The following is a 20086-nucleotide window of genomic DNA, read 5'->3' on the forward strand; positions in this document are numbered from 1 at the left end:
TATGTATGTTCTTCAATATTGTTACCATAAAACTTATCTATTCTAATATGACCCGTTTTTCTCATTTACATATTTCGTAATATTAAGCATAATTTTTATAAATACAACCATTATTGTTCCAATTGTAATTAATCCACCTATAGTAATTAAAAATACTTTTAAAGCTCGCGGCACCTAATCTCACTCCTCTTCTTAAAGTTTAATATTATTTTTATTATTATCACATATTGACTAATATATACACTGTACAAATATAATAAAATCTTTCAAGACTAAAAGTACCTACAAATTCTACTCCTGTTATGAAAGTAAATGAATTACTTTCATTTATAGATAATTTTAAAAGTAAAAATAGAACTATTTCACATGAAGAAATCAAAAAATTAGAGACAATTATTGATACCAAGATAGATTTATAATTGTTTACATAATATGGATAAACTACAGAAAAAAGCCGGTTATTTTAACCGGCTCTAATACTCACGCTTTCCAGTCTTCACAATTCCATACATTCGTTACAATGTCTTCATAAAACTCTGGTTCATGGCACACTAAAATTATGCTGCCGTCATATTCCTTTAAAGCACGCTTAAGCTCATCTTTAGCATAGATATCTAAGTGATTAGTTGGTTCATCCAAAACTAATATATTGGTTGGTTTATTGATGATCTTGCACAATCTAACTTTGGCCTGTTCTCCTCCACTCAATATATTAATAGGACTGTCTATGTGCTGTCTTGTGAGTCCACATTTAGCAAGGTCACTTCTAACCTCAGTTTGGGTCAAATCAGAAAAAGTCTTCCAAACATCATATAAAACCGTATGGGTATTACTTTCTGCAACTTCCTGCTCAAAGTAGCCTATTTTTTTATAGTCACTTAAAACTACTTTACCATTTACAGGTTTTAATAATCCAAGCAAACTTTTTAATAGAGTTGTTTTTCCTAAGCCATTGGCTCCAGTTATTGCAATTTTTTCTCCTCTTTTCATTTTTAGATTTAGAGGTCTGCTTAAAGGCTTATCATATCCAATAACTAAATTGCTGGCTCTAAAAATTACACTTTCCGGCATTTTTACACTTTTAAAATTAAAGCGAGGTTTTATAAGGTTCTTTTTAATTTCTATTCTTTCAATTTTACTTAGCTTTTTTTCTCTTGCCTTTGCTTGTTTTGCCGTTGCAGCTCTCGCTTTATTTTTTCTCACATAATCTTCAAGCTTTGCAATTTCATTTTGCTGCTCTTTGTATTCAATCTGCAGCTGCTGTTTTCTTATTTCATAAAGCCTGAGAAAATAATCATAATTTCCGTGATATCTAGTTAAGATTTTGTGTTCAAGGTGATATATTATATTGACAACGCTGTTTAAAAAACTGTTATCATGGGATATCAATATAAAAGCATTTTCGTAATTTATTAAGTAGCTTTTTAACCATTCTATGTGTTCTTCATCCAGGTGGTTAGTAGGCTCATCTAATAACAAAATGTCTGGTGCTTCAAGTAAAAGCTTGGCAAGTAAAACCTTTGTCCTTTGTCCACCGCTTAAATCTGAAACGTCTTTATCTAAAAGTTCTCTAATCCCAAGACCTGCTGCTGTAGATTGTATTCTTGAATTAATACTGTAAAAGTTGTTTTTGTCTAAAGTTTCTTGCATATTTGATAGCTTATTGAGAGCTTTGGATAATTCCTTTTCATCCATAGTACCAAGCTTGTTGCATAAGTCATTTATTTTTTTCTCTATATCAAATAACTTTGAAAATGCGCCCTTTAAAGTGTCTAGTGTAGTATTTCCTTTTTTTAAATCAACATGCTGATCCATGTAGCCTATGCTAAATTTAGGATTCCATTCAATTGTACCCTCATCTGGCAGAAGCTCTCCCGTAATAATTTTCATAAAGGTTGACTTACCTTCCCCATTAGCACCAATAAGACCAATATGCTCTCCTCTTAATAGTTTAAAAGATGTATTTTTAAATAATACTCTTTCACCAAATGAATGGCTCATATTTTCAACTGTTAAAATACTCATTATTTATTTACTTCCTTTATCTATGTATTTCCAATCTAATATATTATGCGCTTTTAAAGCATATCATTTCATGCTATAAATACTCAAGCTCATAAATATTTCTGTATTATATGTGACTATATAGCTAAACAGCCTCAACTATATTCAATTGTTTAGCTATAGTAAAATAAAATAACGGTATATTAGCATACTTTTTTATGCTAATATACCGTTTTACGTTAACCATGTTTTTTTTGTTTTCTGATTATTCTTCTAATACTATTTTCTGTTAAATAATATTGTTTAGATAAGCTTTTAACAGATATTCCTGTACAATACTTATTAAAAATTTCTTTATTCCTTATATAAAGATACTTTTTGGTTTCAGTATTTTCTCCCCAGAATTTTTTATTTTCATTTTTCCTAGGAATATAAATATATCCACCATCAGTATATTTTTGAATTTCTTGAATTATACATTCTGGTAATACACTCTGTGCCTTTTCATATTTCATAAGTCATCCGCTCCAATCTACATTTACTTTGTAAATAATGAAGCAAAGACTGAACAAAACATGTAAAAACTAAATTGATAAATTTATAGGGTCGCTAATTAACTTATACACTACTCATAATGATTTGAAAATGTCATTTTGAAACATACATAAATTAAGTTTAACATTATTTTCCCTGCAGCTCCAAACAAAATTTTTCCATGTTTTTACAATCTTTGCATGGAGCTAACTCTTATAACTAAAATCATTATAAATTCCCCCTTTTTTCCTTAATCTACTAATTGTATATTTACAATAATTATTCTATGAACTCATACATCATGAAAACTATTGAAGATTTCAAATACAATCAAATTAAGTATAATATAAACTTAAGCATTTTCAAAGCTTTAATTTAAGATGACTTCAATAACAAATATTGAATTTTATCCGATGGCTACCAGCCGTAATACCCCCATCTTCTTATAAAGTGGGGGATAACGGCTGCTACGCCCCTGGATAACGATTTCTAAGCTTCAGATGGAGAAAAGAATTCCACCTGAAACCAAGAACTCTGTTTATTATTCTAATAATTTACTTAATATTTCTTCTAAATAAATAGTTTCAATCTTACAAAATAGAGACATTTTCAAAATTTATCTATAAACATCTAAAGAATGTCCATACAGAGTTTTAAGTTTAACACTTGATGAAATAACTCTTTTATAATCTTTATCAAATAAAGTTTTAAGATTATTAGCCTCATAATCAATTGTAAAATCTAAAGCGTTATTTTCCCCAATATTTATAATACCTGCTTCCTCTAATGTAGGCTTTATTAGATTTTTGTATTCTTCTATAGCTTTATCAAAACTTTTTTCATTTGAATAATCTACGTTTGCAAAAGTATCCATAATTTTTTGTGCATATTCCTTATTAGTGGCACGTTCTAAACTTTTTACGGCATAGTATTTACTATTTTTATCTGTAACCATGTCAATTTTGATGTTTACACGTTTCAGGTCTTCAATTACAGTTGATATTTCTGGCTCTGAATCTATAACCTTTTGTATTCTTGCAGACATAGTTGAATTAAGTAACTTCTGCTGCTCTGCATTTAGATTTTTTTCTCCATAAGAACTTACCTTACCTTTAGCTATTCCCATTTCTGCATAATCATTATAATCCATACCGCCTAAAGTATTTACAATAGAACATGCATAATCCATAACCTTTGAAGAATCCACTAATTCTTTTAAAGTAAAATCAACTCCATTTACCTTAAACTTAGTATTTAAGTTTTCTATATTATTAGAAATACCTTTTGAAATATTTCTTTTCATTTCTAAAGCAAGATCATCTATTCCTTTTTTTATTGACTTTTCATCCTCTTTTAAACTGCTGATATCACTAAAATTTTGAGCTATTTTTGCTACAAAATTATTTACATAATAATCATAATAATTTACATCTTTTCCTTGAGCTTTAGAAGCAAATACATCTAAATAATCTTTATTTAAAGTTTCACCTTTAATCTTACAATAACTAGTTACAGTAAATTCCTTTCCATCTTTCCCTGTGCACTTTTCGTAGTCTATATCTTCTGATGGTATATATAATATTTCTGATGGAGTTCTGTTTGTTTCATTAACATTTGCATTTTCAATCTTTAAGGCTTTACTTGTATCAAATTTGGCTTTTGTAATATCGCCACTTTTATCCCATAAATTTTCATTTGTATAAAGTCTGTTTTCTGCTGAATTTGAGATATTATTAACATTCATAATTCAAAACCCCTTATATAATAAATAAAAATATGTTAACAATATTCTCGTAGTAAATTTTCAAAGCTTTACCAATATTGTTAGCTACCTCCTGATATTGTTGAAAATCCTTGTTTGAAATTTAAGAGTCAGTATCCTTGTTTTATATATTTGTTAGGATAGAAAAACGATTGGGGAAATTTTAAGGAAAGCTTTTATTTTGAATGCTTTAGAGGATATAATAAAAATGATCTACATTTATAAGTTAATCACTAGTGAGAAGAAACTCTGCTGTGAGAATCAATGTCTGGAGAAACAGTTATTTATAGTTAATTTCAGAAGCTGAAATCTTATATTTAGAAGCATTTGCTATGGTGAGATATTATGGAGAAAAATAAAAAAATATATAAAGTTATTGATTTAGCTAGAATGTATGGTGTTCATTCCAATACTATAAGGCTATATGAAAAGTTAGGCTTTATATCTAAAGCAAAAAGAAATATGAATAACTACCGCATATTTGGAGAATTACATGTACTACAAATAAAGGTTTGCCGGTGCATTTTTGGCTATCCTTTTACAAACAGGCACATAAGAAATGCCGGTAATAAAATCATGTGGTTAATATCAAAAAAGCAGTGGGATGAAGCAGGACAAAATACAGATTGTTATATACAGATAATTGAACAGGAAATTAAGAAGGCTCAAAAGGCCTGTGAAATGCTGCAGAATTGGGCAAACTCAACTAAGAATAATGAAATTTTTTTAGAAAAGAAAATGTTGTCACGTAAAGATATTGCTGATTATCTTGGAGTCACTACTGAAACCATACGAAACTGGGAAAGGAATGGGTTAATTCTTCCAGAAAAAGTAGGTGCAAAAGGTGAAAAACTTTATTCAAGTACTGATTTAGGAAGAATGCACATTATATATATGTTATTACAGTCCGGATATAGTATGGCCTCGATCCATCGTAGTATTTCAATGTATGATAAAGGACATGCCGAGTTAGTGGCATCATCACTGGACTGTCAAGAGTATGATGAGTTTATTTCAGTTGGAGATCGCTGGCTTTATGAATTAAATAAACTACTAAAAGCAGCTCAAAAAATACCTTCAATTATTGAAGAGATGAAAAACTTGTCCGATGACTACCTGCTCTAATACTCCCACTTCTCCAAGTTGGAGTAAAGAGCAGCTACGTCCCTGGATAACGATTTCTAAGCATCAGGTGGAGTTAAAACTCCATCTGATGCCAAGAACTCTGTTTATAAAAAACCTTACACTTGCACACCACCCTATATTTTCTATGTTATTTTTTAATAGAAGGATGGTGTGTTGTTTTTTCATCCTAAACTATAAAAACTGGAGGTAAAATAATGATAAGTAAGGTTTTTGAAGTGATTACGAAAGAACGTGCAGTAGGAACAGCTGCAAATGATGAAATAGTAAATTTTTTAGAAAATAAGTTTAAACATATGAACTATTCAATAAAGTCTCTGTCATTTGAATGTGCTATTTGGGAAAAGGGAAAATCAACTCTTATAAGCCGCAATCACTTGTTCCAGGTTGAGCCAAGTCCCTTTTCTGAGCCTTTTAAAGGAATTGGTAAATTGATTATGGTTAAAACTGTGAAGGAATTAGAGGATATTGATTGTAATGATGTTATTTTGGTATTGTCAGGAAAGCTTACAGAAAGTCCTTTGCAGCCAAAAGACTATCCATTTTATTATCCGAAAGAGCATAAATATCTTATTTCTCTACTTGAAAGAAAGAAGCCAAAGGCAATTATTGCTGTAACAGGTAAAAATCCATTAAGTGGGCAAAATCCATTTCCGCTTTTTGAAGATGGAAGCTTTTTAATACCATCAACAAATATCAATGATCAAACCTTATCAAAAATTGAGGCCGCGGGGCTTTTAGGTGAGGTTGTGAATTTAACAATAGATTCCCATAAAAGGTTGTCCAAAAGTCGACAGATTGTAGCATTAAAGAAAGCTACAAAATCAATGGGCAAAATTGTTATAGGTGCTCATATGGACACAAAATATAATACACCTGGAGCCTTGGATAATGCAGCTGGAGTTGCAGTGTTGCTGCAGGTGGCTAAAGTATTGAAATCTACAGCATACGATATAGAGCTTGTACCATTTAATAGTGAAGAATTCTATGGTGCCTGTGGTGAAATGGAATATTTAAAATTAATTGATAATGAAAAAGATAGAATTAAGCTCATGATTAATATAGATTCACCATGCCATAAGGGATCTAAAACTGCCATTTCTTTTCACAATCTAAGTGATAATATAAGTGACATTATAAACTGCACTATAGGTAAGAGTGAAAAAATTGTTAAAGGTAAAAAGTGGTATGCCGGAGATCATTCTCCTTTTATATTTCGTGGTATACCTTGTTTAGCAATAACATCATCAGATCTTTTTAGTGGTGCCTTAGAATACACCCATACCTCAAAAGATACGTTGGATACCATTGATTTTGACATGATTGGTCATATAGTTAAATATATAACTGAAATTATCTCAGCTCTTTCTGTTTAAGTATTTCTAAAATGAATAAATTTGAACTGCATAAATAATCAGCTTAATCTTAGAATCTTTTTTGGCATATATATGTTATGGTAAAATATAGTTAACTGTGTTTATATGAGGAGTTGATTAATACAATGGATGAAAGTAAAGAACTTTATCAAATAGGAAAAGTATCTAAAATATGCAATATTCCAATAAAAACACTCAGATACTATGATGAAATAAAATTGTTGATACCAAGAAAGATTGATCCAGACAGTAATTATAGATATTATTCAAATGACCAATTGGCTTTAGTGCTTGTGATTAAGCATTTTAAAGAAGCAGGTTTTTCATTAAAAGAAATAAAAGTACTTTTGGGCAGAGAAAATTTAGAATATAACACAAGAAAAATTAATGAAAAATGTATAGAGATTGATAATAAAATTAACGATTTAAAGATGCTAAAACAAAAATTGCAGTTTTTTATAAAAGAAAGCAAAAAGGAAAAGAAAAAAAATAAGGATTTTAAAATTGAGATAAAAGAAATACCAGTCTCTTATGTTGCCTATCTCAGGAGCAAAGGGCCCTGTACTATTGAAGAATTTACAGTTAGGTACTGTAAGCTGATTTCATTAGTTGAAAAAAACAATTTTCATATTATAAAAAATGCTATGGCAGTGTATTATGATAACTGTATCGATTTTGAAGAAAAAGAAAAGGAAGATTATGATATAGAAGTTTGCATAGCTGTATCTGAAGAAAGAGAAATAGATGGTTTAGTTAGAAAGTTTGGAGGTTTTAAAGCTGTTACTGCTGTCCATTATGGAAGTTATGCTAGTATGATAGATACTTATAGAAAGTTGTACAAATACATTTATGAAAATGGATATGAAATTTGCGGTGAACCTGTAGATAATTATCTTGTGGACATAATGAACACAGTAGATGAAGAAAATTATGTGACTGAACTTATAGTTCCAATAAAATAATTAAAATAAGTGTTGACTCTCCCGTTACTGTATGCATTATTCTTTCAATTGTAGATATTCACACCAGAAATATATATCTGTAGATAAATTGATTAATTTCAGTGGATGTCTATATGAACTTTGAAAGAGGTGTATGTAAGTTGAGTGAAAAGAGTACAAAAATTAATGAAAGCTATATTGAAAATGAAAAGCTTGGCAAGCTTATTATGAAGTTTTCAATTCCCTGCGTACTTGCAATGGTGGTCAATGCTCTTTACAGTATTGTGGATCAGATTTTCATTGGTCAGGGAGTAGGCTATATTGGTAATGCAGCTACAAATATAACCTTTCCACTTGTAGTTTTAGCCTTAGGTTTTTCACTACTTTTGGGAGATGGAGCAGCTGCTTTTTACAGTATAAAATTAGGAGAAAAGAACAAAGAAGAGGGCGCTAAGGCAATAGGTAATGCAATTGTTTTGATGGTGATTTTAGGTTTGATGTTTTTAGCAGTTGGATATATTTTTATGGAAAAGCTGCTGTGGAGCTTTGGGGCTACAAGCACTAACATTTCTGTAGCACTGGATTATATGAGAATAATCTTAATAGGATTTCCTTTCATGATTTTGGCAGCAGGTCTAAATTCAATAATACGTGCAGATGGCAGCCCGGAATATTCAATGCTTGCGATGATAGTAGGAGCAGTTGTAAATATTGTTTTGAATCCTATACTTATATTTCATTTCAGTATGGGGGTTAAAGGTTCTGCTATAGCAACAATAATAGGACAAATTTTATCCTGCACAATTTCTCTAAGTTACCTTAAAAAGTTTAAAAACATAAAGTTTAAAAGAGAATATTTGAAGCTTGATGTAAAGGTAAGCAAGACAGTAATGCTTTTAGGGATCTCCAGTTTAATTACGCAGGCAGCAGTAACAATAATAATAATAGTAAGCAATAATATGCTTAAAATTTATGGAGCACAATCAATTTATGGCAGTGATATTCCCATATCAGCAATAGGTATTGTAATGAAAGTAAATGATCTTTTATTAGGAGTAGTAATAGGTATAGCCATAGGAGGCCAACCAATACTTGGATACAATTACGGTGCTAAAAATTTTAAACGTGTTAAAGATACCTATTTTATGCTTATAAAAATAGCAACTGTTGTATCAATAATAGGATTTATTATATTTCAGTTTTTTACACAGGGTATAGTAAATCTATTTGGTCAAAATAGTGCATTGTATAATGAATTTGCATTAAAATCTTTTAAGATATTTTTAATGCTCTGTATGTTTATAGGTTTTGAACTTACAAGTTGTATTTTCTTCCAGGCTGTAGGTAAACCTGGAAAAGCAATGCTTCTCACACTATGTAAACAGACCTTCTTTATAGTTCCCCTTATGATAATTTTACCTAAATTTCTTGGAGTTTTAGGAGTTTTATATGCAGGACCCTGTGCAGAAATATTATCAGTTATAGTGACTATTATTCTTATTACCTCAGAACTTAAGAAATATTCTAAGTTAACTGTAAGTTGATTTTGTAAACTAAAATCAACTTTTAATCCATTGTTATCATATATTAAAACCGTATAATTACATTATAAGAGGTGATAATTATGAAAGAGATTAATATTGCAAAAACACTTGTTACAAAGCGTAAGGAAAAAGCCATTACGCAGGATAAATTAGCTGAATATATAGGTGTATCCAAGGCGTCAGTTTCCAAATGGGAAACAGGTCAAAGCTACCCTGATATTACTTTTCTTCCGCAGCTTGCAGCATATTTTAATATCAGTATAGATGAGCTCATAGGATATGAGCCGCAGATGACAAAGGATGATATAAAAAAACTCTATAATAAGTTAGCTGGTGAATTTAGCAGCAAACCTTTTGAAGATGTTCTAGATGAGTGTCATGAAGTTATAAAAAAATACTATTGTTGTTTTCCACTTTTAGTGCAGATGGCTGTACTTCTTACGAACCATTATATGCTGGCAAAGGGCAAGGAAGCACAGGAGTCCGTTCTTCATGAAGTAATTGATTTATGCCAGAGAATTAGAACGGAAGAGGACGATGTGTATGTAACAAATGAGGCAAACTCACTTGAAGCTGCCTGCTCCCTCATATTACAGCATCCAGAAGAAGTTCAGGAATTACTAAATGGAACAATGAAACCTAAACCATCAGATGAAGTACTACTGGCAAGTGCATATCAGATGACAGGAAATATGCAAAAGGCAAAAGAAGTTCTACAGGTTGGTATATATCATCATTTAATTAATATGATGGATATATTGCCAAGTTATTTTATACTGAATCAGGATGTTCCAAAGCAGTTTGAAAATATACTCCAGCGCACAATTTCCACAGCTGAGCTTTTCAATTTAAACAAACTTCATCCCGGAGTTATGCTGAAGATATATTTAACAGCAGCACAGTGCTATGCAATGCAAAAGAATCAGGATAAAGCAATTGATATGATAAGAAAATATGCGGATATATGCACATCGGAGTCACTCTCATTTGAACTACACGGAGATGAATTTTTTGATAGTATTGATAATTGGTTTGCAGAATTTGATTTAGGTAACCAGGCACCTAGAGATGAAAAGGTCATTAAAAGAAGCATACTTCAGGCAATCACAGAAAATCCAGCATTTGCAGCATTTAAGGATCAACCCAAATTTAAGAGTATCCTTGAAGCAGTGAAATCAAAATTAGGAAACCTATAAAAGGCTTATTTGATACTGTCACAGCTTCTAAAGTTTCTGCTTCACAGATGAGCCAACTTAATCAAATAAATATTCTTATTTAAGACGAAGAAAATCTTTTGCTTCAGCTAAAATGGAACTATATTAAGTTATAGCTCCATTTTGGTTAAAATGATTTTTAACCAATTACTTTTTCAACTGTTTTAATAATAGCTTCTATGCTTGGAAATAGACTTGGAAATTTGGCCTCTCTATTTTCAACAAATATTACTCCATCTTCTTTAAGTGTTTTCACATTTCTTTGTACACTTGGTTTGCTGTACATTTTCGGATTAATATGAGTTGCAAAAATAATAGGTGCACTTGTTGACAATAGATTTGTAGTAAGAAGATTATCTGCTATCCCATTTGCTGCCTTTCCAACAGTATTAGCAGAAATTGGTGCAACAAGCATTAAGTCAGATTTAAATGACAGCGACTGATGATTCATATCATAAGCCTTTGGAAGTTCAAATTGCTCTATCTGGATAGGCGTTCCTGCCTCTCTCTGTACCATAAGCGGTGTAATAAAATTGGCTGCATTTGTCGTCATAATTACATGCACCTGTGCTCCACGCTTTTTCAATTCCTTAATTAACGTAAGTGACTGGTTTGCTGGGCTGCATGCTGTGATCCCTAAAGTTATTATTTTTCCTAATAACATATTTACTCCCCCATTTTCTTATAATTTTATTATTTCATCAATTACTTACATAATAATATAAATTCTACAAATTAACCCAAACTCCTCTACGAATAACCAAATTTATAATACTTTAATTTGTGCGCAGCAAATTATTTTCTTTTAATTTATTTACATTCTTAGTATGATAATCACAAAGTCTTGAATTACATGCTACATCAATAGCAATTTTTCTTAAATTTTCATCACTCTCTATTATTTTGCTCAATGCCACATCTTTTTCATCTTTAAATGGTCTTCCTCCTTTACGACCTCGTGCTCTTGCACTTACTAATCCTTCTTTGGTTCTTTGACTTATTAAATCTCTTTCAAATTGCGATATATCAGCAAATATTGTAAAGAGAAGTTTTATATTCTTTTAGAATTTCAAGTAGCTTCTAAACTGATTTTTTATCTTTATTTACTTTTTTGTATATTATCTGTGTAATATTCCATAGAATATACAAAAGAAAAAAGGATACATTAAATATGTAGTATAAGTTAATTACAACCTTAAGATAAAATTTATATTTTAAAATCAAAGAAGGTGTTTTTCTTATGAAAAGATTTTCTATTTTGAACTATAACGCTTTTATGCTTACATTGTTACTTGTATGTTTGAATTGTAGCAGTATTACATATGCGAATAAATTAAATATAGCTAATAACAAATTTAAAGATGAAAACGTTCAAGAATTGCCTAAAGAAGTATTTTTAACTTTTGATGATGGTCCATCTGTAAATAACACACAAAAAATATTAAAGATATTAAATGATAACAATATAAAAGCTACTTTTTTTGTAGTTGGAATAAAAGCAGAAGAAAACCCTACAGCACTTAAAGAATTAAGTAATAGTGGCATGTGCATAGGAGTTCATACCTATTCTCATAATTATAAAAAAATATATAAAAATTTAGATGCTTATGCTAATGACTATGAAATGTGTAAAAATATAATAAAAAAAATAACAAGTAAAGATCCCGTAAACTATACCCGATTACCAGGTGGTTCGACTAACCTAATAATTAGTAAAACAAACTTATCCTTAATAAAAAAAGCCTTAAATAATAAAGGAATAAAATATGTAGATTGGAATGTTTGTTCAGGTGATGCAGATAGTCATGAGGTACCTGTTGGGAAAATAAAAAGAAACGTTGAAAATCAATGTAAAAATAAAAAAATTGCAGTAATACTTATGCATGATACTTACTACAAACATTTTACAGTAGAATCACTACCTGAAATAATAAAATACTTAAAAGACCAAGGGTTTAGTTTTAGAACGTTTGAAAATTTAACGGAAGCAGAGGAAAAAGAACTGATGAAACTTGAAATAATAAATAAGAAGTAATATCTAAAACATAACTACCACAAATACTATTTATAACTTATCTTAATACTTTGATTAGTGGAACGATTTTGGAATTAAGATACAATTATAAAAATGATTTTAAGTTTACATTTCTTATATTATGATTAGACTTAAAATCATTTTTACATTTGTATCTTAATTAGTATCCTTTTTCTTAAACAATTCCTTAAAATCTTCCCTTGCATATCTAAAAATATCAAGCAACCATTTCCCAAAAGTATTAATAGGCTGTTTTTTTCTAAGATAAATTTTCATTATTAATAAGATAATTAGTAAAGAAAATCCTATAATTATAAAAGCAACCGCAAGTGGATTCTCTTCATACATTGAATTTGCAAAAAGTTGTGTAGCTGCAAGATACCTTGTAATATAAGTGTTAGCTGGTGATGGAAGTTCAACCCTAGTAACACTCTTACTATTATCGATTTTTTCTATTATATAATGATAATAGCTATTTTTTGTTAATAACTCTGCTCCTGCGCCACCAGTAATTATATAACGTACACCTTTTCTAGTATAATCAAAATAACTATGAATGTGCGACAAATATACTGTATCAACATGATATGTACTCATAATATTTTCAAATTTTTCTGCCTCTTTCGGGTCTTGGAAACCATGATCCATTTCTTTACTTTCATTGTAATTATTTAGCTTTTGCTCTGCCCAGCTCTCTCCACTCTTAACTTCATTTTCATAATTGGATATTTTATTTGGTTTAACTCCTTTTCTTGGGTCTTGTGGAGGTATATGTGTAATTACAAAAATACGCTTACCTTGTGCTTTTTTCAAATCCTTTTGAAGCCATACATATTGCTCATCTGAAATTGCTCTTTTTTGAGCCCATCCTGGAGCTGAATTTAAAAATGTAAAATGGCTGTCTGCAAAATCAAAGGAATAATAAGACGGACCATACAGCATAGTATAAGTATTATATCCATTACCGCGAATGTCATGATTACCTAGTGTCATAATAGGGTAGTTGATATTTTTGATGCCATCTTGTCAAAAAGTCGATATTGATTAGGTTTTCCACTAAATACAAGGTCACCATTATCTATTACAAATACAGGTTCTTCTCCATTGACTTGCTGAATAATTTTCTGAAAAGTATCATATCCATTACGATTATCACCTAAAATAATATATTGATATTTATTCACATTATTGGGCGTGTTTTTTTTAACTGGTTCAATTTTTATAGTTTTACCATGACTAACAGGAATATTAAGCTGCAAAGTATTAACGGTAACCTTTGCCATATGTAGCTTACTACCTTCAATACTCTTCGCATAAAAATCGGGATTAACATTTTCAATAAAGATTGAAACATTAGCTGATTTTGTTCCTTGTATTTTTAATGTTGGAAGTGGAGATAATGCTCTAATAACAAGACTTTTTACATTGTTTTCCCCATTTTTAATCCCCTTAACAAATCCACCATAAACAGTAACTTGTGTATTTTGTATACTATATGTCGAAGAAGAATCATCATAATTGAACTTAAGCGGTATACTAACAAAGTCGCTGCTAATTTTGTAAGCATCTTTAGCATTATAAATAAATGCACCAACACCTACTATAAGACATACGCACAAGATAATTAGTATTAAATTAATAAATTTTTTTATTTTCATAGATATACCTCTTAATTTTATAAACTATGTATCATTTACCAGAGTCTGATGATCTGGAGTTAGTTTCTGAAGTTGCCATGCTGCTTATCTTCTTTGTTATTCTCTATTAATTATTCCAAATTAAATGTTTAGTTATTCGTTTTCACCAGTGCTTCTTGGTAACTATTTAATAAAGTAACGAATAGAATAATAAAGAAAGTTTATTAATCAGTAGGAGAGAAGCTTCATGATAACTTATAAAGTTCAACATGGTGATACACTATATGCTATAGCGCATCGTTTCAAAATTTGTATCGGAATGCTTGCAATGTCTAATAATATATTTGGGCCACATCAAATATCTGAAGGGCAAAAATTATTAGTTCCAATTGGAATATCAAATAAGGACTTAAATTTTAGAAATCATAGAGCAGAATATGATTTAAAAACCATAAAAAAAATTTTTTCTCAGGAAGGTACTACTGCGGGAGGAGTTTTTAAATTTACTTTTCCACGTTTTGATTTGAAGGTTAGAATAGATAGCATTATAATAGAACCTGATTTAGCACTGACCTCCTGGGTAGCCTTTAATCAATTAGGAAATCACAGCATGATGATGGGAGACCTTGTTTTATTGGAAAATGAAGTAGGTCCTGTTATGTCAAGCCTAATTGAAAATGGAATTGAAGTAACAGGGCTTCATAACCATCTACTGCATGAATCACCACGAATTATGTACCTTCACATTAAAGGAGAAGGGGATCCAATTAAACTTGCTCAAGGTATAAGAAATGCACTTTCTTTAACCTCAACTCCCTTTAACATAAAAAAACAACAACCTCCATCTCAAGTTGATTGGAAGTCAATTGAAGATATTTTAGGACACAAAGGTTCCCATAAAGATAAAGTGCTGCAGTTATCAGTTCCAAGAACTACAATAATTTCAGAGGATGGTCAGCAGTTATCTCCAGCCATGGGGATATCACATGCTATCAATTTTCAATCAGTAGGGCGGAGTGTTGCCACAACAGGTGATTTTGTTTTATTAGCAGATGAAGTTAATCCAGTTACAAGTATCTTAAGAAAGAATAATATTGCTATAACTGCTATTCACAATCATATGCTTACCGAAGTTCCTCGACTATTCTTCATGCATTTTTGGGCAGTTGGCAAACCAAAAGAATTAGCACAAGTATTTAAATTCATTCTTGATTTAGCGAAATAGCTTTCATATATTTAATTAATAAAATCAATGTATTTCATGTTGTTTATGTATAAGCGTGGTATACCGCCATCTGATATTTGAAAAAGGTACCCTGAATTATAAATTTAATCAAGGCTAAAATGAACGTTTAAAAGAGCACGACCTTGACAAAATTTATAATTCAGAAATAGGATTAATAAGATCAAATAACTATGTCTGCAAGTACTTTGTTTGCTATCATTCTTAGGCACAATTTTATAGTATAGATAAGAAGGTCTCAGCAAATAAAATTTGCCAAAACCTTTTATAATTCAATATACTATGCCAACCTGAACTGTATGCCAAACCCTCCCCTTGGGAAGTTCCAATCAATATTATCATGAGAACAAGCTATACGACATGCCCCACATTCAAGACAACCTTCATAACCAACAGTAACATGTCCATCCTTACATTCATAAACACGAGCAGGGCAAATGAAAGTACAGGTCTTTTCCTTACATGTCTCACATATCTTTTGATCCTTTATAGCTAAGTGGGAAAGAGTGTCTACATTATAAGTATTTAAATACAGCTTATCATCAATATTTACTTTTAATTTTGTATCTTCCATTATTTCATCGCCCTCCATATTTTAAATCCATCCATACCCATACTTAATATAGATTTTCCACCAGCCATATGTTTAATAGCTAACTTTTGCTTGTCTCTCTTTGATACTCCATCTACAGTAAACATTTCACTCATTACCTTGTTAGCTGCTGGTATATAATGATTAAAGAACTTCGGATTTTCTTCCATAGTTGTAGATGCATTCTTGTATTTTTTTAGATCTTTCATAACATAACTTTCTTTAAGCATTTTCTGATAACATGAAAGTGTTTGTTCATTGGATTTGCCTAGTTTCTTAGCCTGTATAATAGTCTCAGCAGCAAAACGTCCGGAGGTCATTCCTAAATTTGATCCCTCTCTATGAATACCATTAACAAGCTGTGCTGCATCACCAATTACGAGTACTCCATCCCCTACTAATTTAGGTATGCTATTATACCCTCCTTCTGGAATTAAGTGTGCATAATACTCGCTTGCTTCACTTCCTGCAATTAAAGGCTTAATAACAGGATGCTGCTTGATATACTCTAATAATTCATAAGGTTTAACATTTCTTTCACTCATCTGTGAAAGCAAAGCTCCGCAGCCAATAGATATATGTTCCTTGTTCGTATAGATAAAGGCTGTACCTACCATACCTAAGGTTCCATCACCAAACATTTCTATAGTTGCTCCCATACCTTTGTCTAAGTTAAATCTATCTTCAATTTTATCTGAAGGCAGTTTTAATTCCTCCATAACTGCAAGAGCTACCTGATCCTTACACCATTCTTTATGGAAGCCAAGGTTTTTAGCTAGCAATGAATTAACTCCATCTGCAAGAACAACCACATCAGCATAAATATCTCCATCTGGTCTATCTGTTCTAACTCCAACAACTTTATTGTTTTCTACAATACATTCCTTTACAACAGTCTCGTTGACAATTAATGCTCCAGTTTCCATGCATTTTTTTGAAAACCACTGATCAAACTTACCTCTAAAAACTGTAAAGTTGTTATAAGGGGGCTTTGACCACTCCATTCCTCTATAACCGGTTTTAGCTGCGGATTCTTTACCTAGTAACCAAAAGTTTTGTTCTACAATAGGACGTTCAAGAGGCGCTTCCTTCCAAAACTCTGGAATAATCTCATCCATCATATGGCGGTATAACACCCCTCCCATAACATTTTTAGAGCCAGGGTATTTACCTTTTTCAATAACAATAACGTTTAGACCTTCTTTTGCCATTACATATGCTGCTGCAAGTCCCGCAACACCAGCGCCTACAACAATAACATCAAACTTTTCAGCCAATCTTTAAACCTCCTTCGCAATTGCACATAAATCTTCAGTTTTTAACTGTGAACTATCTCCGAGTGCTTCCTTAAAACTACTAATTAATTTAGGTAATACTTCAAAAACATCTCCCTCTATTCCATAAGTAGCCAACTTCATCATTTCACATTCAGAATCTGTATTTATACAAACTATTGTTTCAGCTCCTTGCATTCCAACGGTATGCTGTATTGCACCAGAAATTCCTATAGCAAAGTATAGTTTTGGGGATACTGTTTGTCCTGTCTGACCAACTTGACGTTTATGATCTACTAAACCTTTCTCAACAGCACCACGACTTCCTGCAACTACACCTCCAACAACCTTTGCTAACTCCTCTAGCAACTTAAATCCTTCCTGATTCTGCACACCACGTCCACCACAAACTATAATTTTAGCATCTTCAAGTTTTGCATTTTCTGCCTGTTCTTTAATAACCTCAAGCACCCAAGTCTTAAGAGATTTTTCTTCAATTTTGAAAGTCTCTCTAACTATATAACCTGTTTTATTTACTTCAGCTTCTGACATCGGCATAACTCTTGGACGCACAGTAGCCATTTGGGGACGGTGTTTCTCACATACTATTGTTGCCATTATATTTCCTCCAAAGGCTGGGCGACTGGCAAGCAATACTCTTTTTTCTAAGTCAATATCTAGTCCGGTACAGTCTGCTGTAAGTCCAGTTTTCAATGCAGTTGCAACGGCACCAGCTAAATCTCTTCCCGTAGTTGTTGCTCCCATTAATAATATTTCTGGTTTATACTTATCTATTAAATAGCAGAAAGCTCTATTATAAGTCTCTGCTCTATAAAAATGAAATACTTCATCATCTATAACATATATGGTATCTGCACCATATGCAAAAAGCTCAGGTATTATAGATTCAACTTTATCACCTAATAAAACTGTACATACCTTTACCTCTAATTTTGAAGCAAGCTTTCTTGCAGCACCAATAAGTTCAAGAGTAACAGAAGACAGCTTACCTTCTAATTGTTCTGCAAAGACCCATACATCTCCAGTAGGTTTTTCTGACTTTGAAGCTTTGCTACCTTCCTTAGTCTCATTCTTCGAGATATCATTGGCTTTCTTGTTGATACCTGAAATATTTAACGCAGAAACTGGACACACCGATACACACTTTCCACATTCAGTACATTTTTCTTTACTAGCCACTAATTTACCTTCTCCATTAATCCCCAATGCATCGAAGGGGCAAATTGGGATACAGGATTCACATCCAATACAAGAATCTGTAATTATAACTGCCATCTAACTATTCCTCCTTTCAAGCTATTTGTAAGCTGTTTTACCACCTCATCAATGTTGCCTTTTAGTAACTCCCCACCGGACCTTTGAGGTGGTGGAAATATACGTCGAACTGAAGTTGGCGATCCTTTAAGCCCTAATTGACTCATATCTGCTTCAAAATCATTAATTCCCCAAACTGTTGCTTTATAACGTGCTGCTCTAATAATATTTGATAGTGGAGAAAAACTTAAATCATTTATATCTTTTTCTACTGTGATTAAGCATGGAAGTTTTGATTCAACAACTTCATAGCCATTATCAATTTTTCTGTGTATTACCACAGTATTATTTTTTAAATTTAAAAACTTTATTTTTTCCACATAGGTTAACTGAGGTATTTCAAGTCTTGATGCAATACCTGGTCCAACCTGAGCTGTATCTCCATCTATAGCTTGCTCTCCACAAAACACTAAATCAATAGCCTCTTTCTCCATTATTTTTTTTATTCCCATTGAAAGTATATAACTTGTAGCTAGAGTATCAGAACCAGCAAATGCTCTATCTGAAAGAAGATACCCTTCATCAGCTCCCATTTCAATACACTTTTTAATAACTTCCTCTGCTTGTGGCGGCCCCATTGATATAATAGAAACCTTACCTCCAAACTTATTTTTAATTTTCACAGCTTCTTCTACTGCATGTGCATCATAAGGATTAATAATTGTAGGTGCGCTTGATCTATCTAAAGTATTTGTTTTTGGATCCATTTTAATTTCTGTAGTATCCGGTACTTGTTTCACACAAACTAAAATATGCAACTAAACAACAACTCCTTCAATTTTTATTTAAAATTATTATTTACAATCATTTTTCATTATTTGTGCTCTATTATATAAGTCTCATATGAAGAAAAAATGAAGATTAAATAATTTAAAAAATTTATTTAAAACAAGTTTGGTTATGCAAATATTTTTTATATAAATCTTTATAACTTCTACACAACTATTCTGTATATTATAGCTATTAAATGTATTTACAATGTGAGGACTATACCAATGTACTCAGCTTATAGAATAAAAATAATAATATACTGGTGAGGTGAATTTATGAGTATAAAAAATATAAGATTAAAAGTATACAACATGACTTGTACATCTTGTGAAAAAACTATAGAAAGAGTATTAAAAAAATTAGTGGGAGTTTTTAATGCAAAAGCCAACTATAGTGGTCAATTTGTAGACATAGAATATGATTCTGAACTTTGCAATCTAAAGGATATAAAAGATTGTATAAATAGTACTGGTTATAGTACTGAAAACTCTTCAAACCTTGGGTTTGCTGGAATATTACTGGTAGGAATGGCTATTATTCTTATAGGTAATTCTGATAGTGTAAAGTGAGCTATGAAAAAAATAACTCCAAAAAATATGCTTGTAAGAGCTTAGGTGATTGTGAATTTTTTCTAAAATAAGGTTTGATTGTTAGAACCGCCACCCTTGACTGCATGATAAA

Annotated in this window: 20 protein-coding genes and 1 pseudogene; 8 read left to right on the plus strand and 13 right to left on the minus strand. The window is 31.2% G+C overall.

Translation table 11 applies throughout. The features are described from left to right. Positions 1–42: 42 nt before the first annotated feature. The 4 genes from CLCOS_RS22985 to CLCOS_RS11300 form a co-directional block, all read right to left on the minus strand. On the minus strand, positions 43–174 hold the full coding sequence (locus CLCOS_RS22985) for a hypothetical protein (protein WP_275507171.1): 132 nt from the start codon (positions 172–174) through the stop codon (positions 43–45). A gap of 306 nt (positions 175–480) precedes the next feature. After that, the gene (locus CLCOS_RS11290; protein ID WP_063602294.1) at positions 481–2025 is read right to left on the minus strand and encodes an ABC-F family ATP-binding cassette domain-containing protein; all 1545 of its coding nucleotides are present in this window, start codon (positions 2023–2025) and stop codon (positions 481–483) included. A gap of 218 nt (positions 2026–2243) precedes the next feature. Further along, the gene (locus CLCOS_RS11295; RefSeq protein ID WP_063602295.1) at positions 2244–2519 is read right to left on the minus strand and encodes a CD3324 family protein; all 276 of its coding nucleotides are present in this window, start codon (positions 2517–2519) and stop codon (positions 2244–2246) included. A gap of 635 nt (positions 2520–3154) precedes the next feature. Further along, complete coding sequence (locus CLCOS_RS11300; protein WP_063602296.1) at positions 3155–4282, minus strand: hypothetical protein; 1128 nt, start codon at positions 4280–4282, stop codon at positions 3155–3157. A 363-nt stretch (positions 4283–4645) separates the two neighbouring features. Here CLCOS_RS11300 and CLCOS_RS11305 point away from each other — a divergent pair, with 363 nt between their 5' ends. The 5 genes from CLCOS_RS11305 (at position 4646) to CLCOS_RS11325 (ending at position 10500) form a co-directional block, all read left to right on the plus strand. Further along, positions 4646–5425 (plus strand): MerR family transcriptional regulator, encoded by a 780-nt coding sequence (locus CLCOS_RS11305; protein ID WP_063602297.1) that lies wholly within the window; start codon positions 4646–4648, stop codon positions 5423–5425. Between the two features lie 215 nt (positions 5426–5640). Further along, the gene (locus CLCOS_RS11310; protein WP_063602298.1) at positions 5641–6819 is read left to right on the plus strand and encodes a M28 family metallopeptidase; all 1179 of its coding nucleotides are present in this window, start codon (positions 5641–5643) and stop codon (positions 6817–6819) included. Between the two features lie 125 nt (positions 6820–6944). Beyond that, the gene (locus CLCOS_RS11315; protein WP_063602299.1) at positions 6945–7781 is read left to right on the plus strand and encodes a MerR family transcriptional regulator; all 837 of its coding nucleotides are present in this window, start codon (positions 6945–6947) and stop codon (positions 7779–7781) included. Positions 7782–7894: 113 nt separating this feature from the next. Beyond that, on the plus strand, positions 7895–9304 hold the full coding sequence (locus tag CLCOS_RS11320) for an MATE family efflux transporter (RefSeq protein ID WP_082853621.1): 1410 nt from the start codon (positions 7895–7897) through the stop codon (positions 9302–9304). An 80-nt stretch (positions 9305–9384) separates the two neighbouring features. Further along, positions 9385–10500 carry a helix-turn-helix domain-containing protein gene (locus CLCOS_RS11325; RefSeq protein ID WP_063602300.1) on the plus strand — a complete coding sequence of 372 codons (1116 nt, stop codon included), beginning with the start codon at positions 9385–9387 and terminating at the stop codon, positions 10498–10500. A gap of 157 nt (positions 10501–10657) precedes the next feature. Here CLCOS_RS11325 and CLCOS_RS11330 read toward each other — a convergent pair whose 3' ends face one another. From CLCOS_RS11330 to CLCOS_RS22790, 3 genes and pseudogenes are all read right to left on the minus strand, one after another. Further along, the gene (locus tag CLCOS_RS11330; RefSeq protein WP_063602301.1) at positions 10658–11182 is read right to left on the minus strand and encodes a flavoprotein; all 525 of its coding nucleotides are present in this window, start codon (positions 11180–11182) and stop codon (positions 10658–10660) included. A 112-nt stretch (positions 11183–11294) separates the two neighbouring features. Continuing rightward, positions 11295–11429 (minus strand): hypothetical protein, encoded by a 135-nt coding sequence (locus tag CLCOS_RS22990; protein WP_275507172.1) that lies wholly within the window; start codon positions 11427–11429, stop codon positions 11295–11297. A 14-nt stretch (positions 11430–11443) separates the two neighbouring features. Next, positions 11444–11570: pseudogene (locus CLCOS_RS22790) on the minus strand (recombinase family protein); the annotation flags it as partial. Positions 11571–11758: 188 nt separating this feature from the next. Here CLCOS_RS22790 and CLCOS_RS11335 point away from each other — a divergent pair. Further along, on the plus strand, positions 11759–12553 hold the full coding sequence (locus CLCOS_RS11335; RefSeq protein WP_063602302.1) for a polysaccharide deacetylase family protein: 795 nt from the start codon (positions 11759–11761) through the stop codon (positions 12551–12553). A 156-nt stretch (positions 12554–12709) separates the two neighbouring features. Here the strand turns inward: CLCOS_RS11335 and CLCOS_RS22660 are convergent, their stop codons facing one another. Both CLCOS_RS22660 and CLCOS_RS22665 read right to left on the minus strand, forming a co-directional pair. Then, positions 12710–13546, minus strand: coding sequence for a metallophosphoesterase family protein (locus CLCOS_RS22660; protein WP_204524442.1), 837 nt, complete (start codon positions 13544–13546; stop codon positions 12710–12712). Continuing rightward, entirely contained in the window at positions 13543–14211 is a 669-nt protein-coding gene (locus tag CLCOS_RS22665) for a hypothetical protein (protein WP_063602303.1), read from the minus strand. Before CLCOS_RS22665 ends, CLCOS_RS22660 begins: the two co-directional genes overlap by 4 nt. 226 nt (positions 14212–14437) lie before the next feature. Between CLCOS_RS22665 and CLCOS_RS11350 the strand changes: the two genes are divergently transcribed. Further along, on the plus strand, positions 14438–15415 hold the full coding sequence (locus CLCOS_RS11350) for a DUF1259 domain-containing protein (RefSeq protein WP_063602304.1): 978 nt from the start codon (positions 14438–14440) through the stop codon (positions 15413–15415). Between the two features lie 298 nt (positions 15416–15713). Here the strand turns inward: CLCOS_RS11350 and CLCOS_RS11355 are convergent, their stop codons facing one another. Genes CLCOS_RS11355 through CLCOS_RS11370 form a run of 4 tightly spaced genes read right to left on the minus strand, consistent with a single transcriptional unit; the run spans position 15714 to position 19392 of the window. Then, positions 15714–16007, minus strand: coding sequence for a ferredoxin family protein (locus tag CLCOS_RS11355; RefSeq protein WP_063602305.1), 294 nt, complete (start codon positions 16005–16007; stop codon positions 15714–15716). Continuing rightward, entirely contained in the window at positions 16007–17302 is a 1296-nt protein-coding gene (locus CLCOS_RS11360) for an FAD-dependent oxidoreductase (protein WP_063602306.1), read from the minus strand. The genes CLCOS_RS11355 and CLCOS_RS11360 overlap by 1 nt, the downstream gene beginning before the upstream one ends. A 3-nt stretch (positions 17303–17305) precedes the next feature. Beyond that, positions 17306–18595, minus strand: coding sequence for an FAD-binding protein (locus CLCOS_RS11365; protein WP_063602307.1), 1290 nt, complete (start codon positions 18593–18595; stop codon positions 17306–17308). Beyond that, positions 18583–19392: an electron transfer flavoprotein subunit beta/FixA family protein gene (locus tag CLCOS_RS11370; RefSeq protein ID WP_063602308.1), complete on the minus strand. Its 810-nt coding sequence runs from the start codon at positions 19390–19392 to the stop codon at positions 18583–18585. Before CLCOS_RS11370 ends, CLCOS_RS11365 begins: the two co-directional genes overlap by 13 nt. A 288-nt stretch (positions 19393–19680) precedes the next feature. On the opposite strand from CLCOS_RS11370, the gene CLCOS_RS11375 reads away from it, so the two are divergent. Beyond that, the gene (locus CLCOS_RS11375; RefSeq protein ID WP_063602309.1) at positions 19681–19974 is read left to right on the plus strand and encodes a heavy-metal-associated domain-containing protein; all 294 of its coding nucleotides are present in this window, start codon (positions 19681–19683) and stop codon (positions 19972–19974) included. Positions 19975–20086 lie beyond the last annotated feature (112 nt).

Source organism: Clostridium coskatii (assembly GCF_001675205.1).
In the GTDB taxonomy this organism is placed as follows: domain Bacteria; phylum Bacillota; class Clostridia; order Clostridiales; family Clostridiaceae; genus Clostridium_B; species Clostridium_B ljungdahlii.

Coding starts and splice junctions, on each gene's coding strand:
- CLCOS_RS11355 (WP_063602305.1), bottom strand. CDS start 16,007: ATGGAAGATACAAAATTAAAAGTAAATATTGATGATAAGCTGTATTTA.
- CLCOS_RS11295 (WP_063602295.1), bottom strand. CDS start 2,519: ATGAAATATGAAAAGGCACAGAGTGTATTACCAGAATGTATAATTCAA.
- CLCOS_RS11290 (WP_063602294.1), bottom strand. CDS start 2,025: ATGAGTATTTTAACAGTTGAAAATATGAGCCATTCATTTGGTGAAAGA.
- CLCOS_RS11300 (WP_063602296.1), bottom strand. CDS start 4,282: ATGAATGTTAATAATATCTCAAATTCAGCAGAAAACAGACTTTATACA.
- CLCOS_RS11335 (WP_063602302.1), top strand. CDS start 11,759: ATGAAAAGATTTTCTATTTTGAACTATAACGCTTTTATGCTTACATTG.
- CLCOS_RS22660 (WP_204524442.1), bottom strand. CDS start 13,546: ATGACACTAGGTAATCATGACATTCGCGGTAATGGATATAATACTTAT.
- CLCOS_RS11350 (WP_063602304.1), top strand. CDS start 14,438: ATGATAACTTATAAAGTTCAACATGGTGATACACTATATGCTATAGCG.
- CLCOS_RS11305 (WP_063602297.1), top strand. CDS start 4,646: ATGGAGAAAAATAAAAAAATATATAAAGTTATTGATTTAGCTAGAATG.
- CLCOS_RS11320 (WP_082853621.1), top strand. CDS start 7,895: ATGAACTTTGAAAGAGGTGTATGTAAGTTGAGTGAAAAGAGTACAAAA.
- CLCOS_RS22665 (WP_063602303.1), bottom strand. CDS start 14,211: ATGAAAATAAAAAAATTTATTAATTTAATACTAATTATCTTGTGCGTA.
- CLCOS_RS11330 (WP_063602301.1), bottom strand. CDS start 11,182: ATGTTATTAGGAAAAATAATAACTTTAGGGATCACAGCATGCAGCCCA.
- CLCOS_RS11310 (WP_063602298.1), top strand. CDS start 5,641: ATGATAAGTAAGGTTTTTGAAGTGATTACGAAAGAACGTGCAGTAGGA.
- CLCOS_RS11375 (WP_063602309.1), top strand. CDS start 19,681: ATGAGTATAAAAAATATAAGATTAAAAGTATACAACATGACTTGTACA.
- CLCOS_RS11365 (WP_063602307.1), bottom strand. CDS start 18,595: ATGGCAGTTATAATTACAGATTCTTGTATTGGATGTGAATCCTGTATC.
- CLCOS_RS11325 (WP_063602300.1), top strand. CDS start 9,385: ATGAAAGAGATTAATATTGCAAAAACACTTGTTACAAAGCGTAAGGAA.
- CLCOS_RS11315 (WP_063602299.1), top strand. CDS start 6,945: ATGGATGAAAGTAAAGAACTTTATCAAATAGGAAAAGTATCTAAAATA.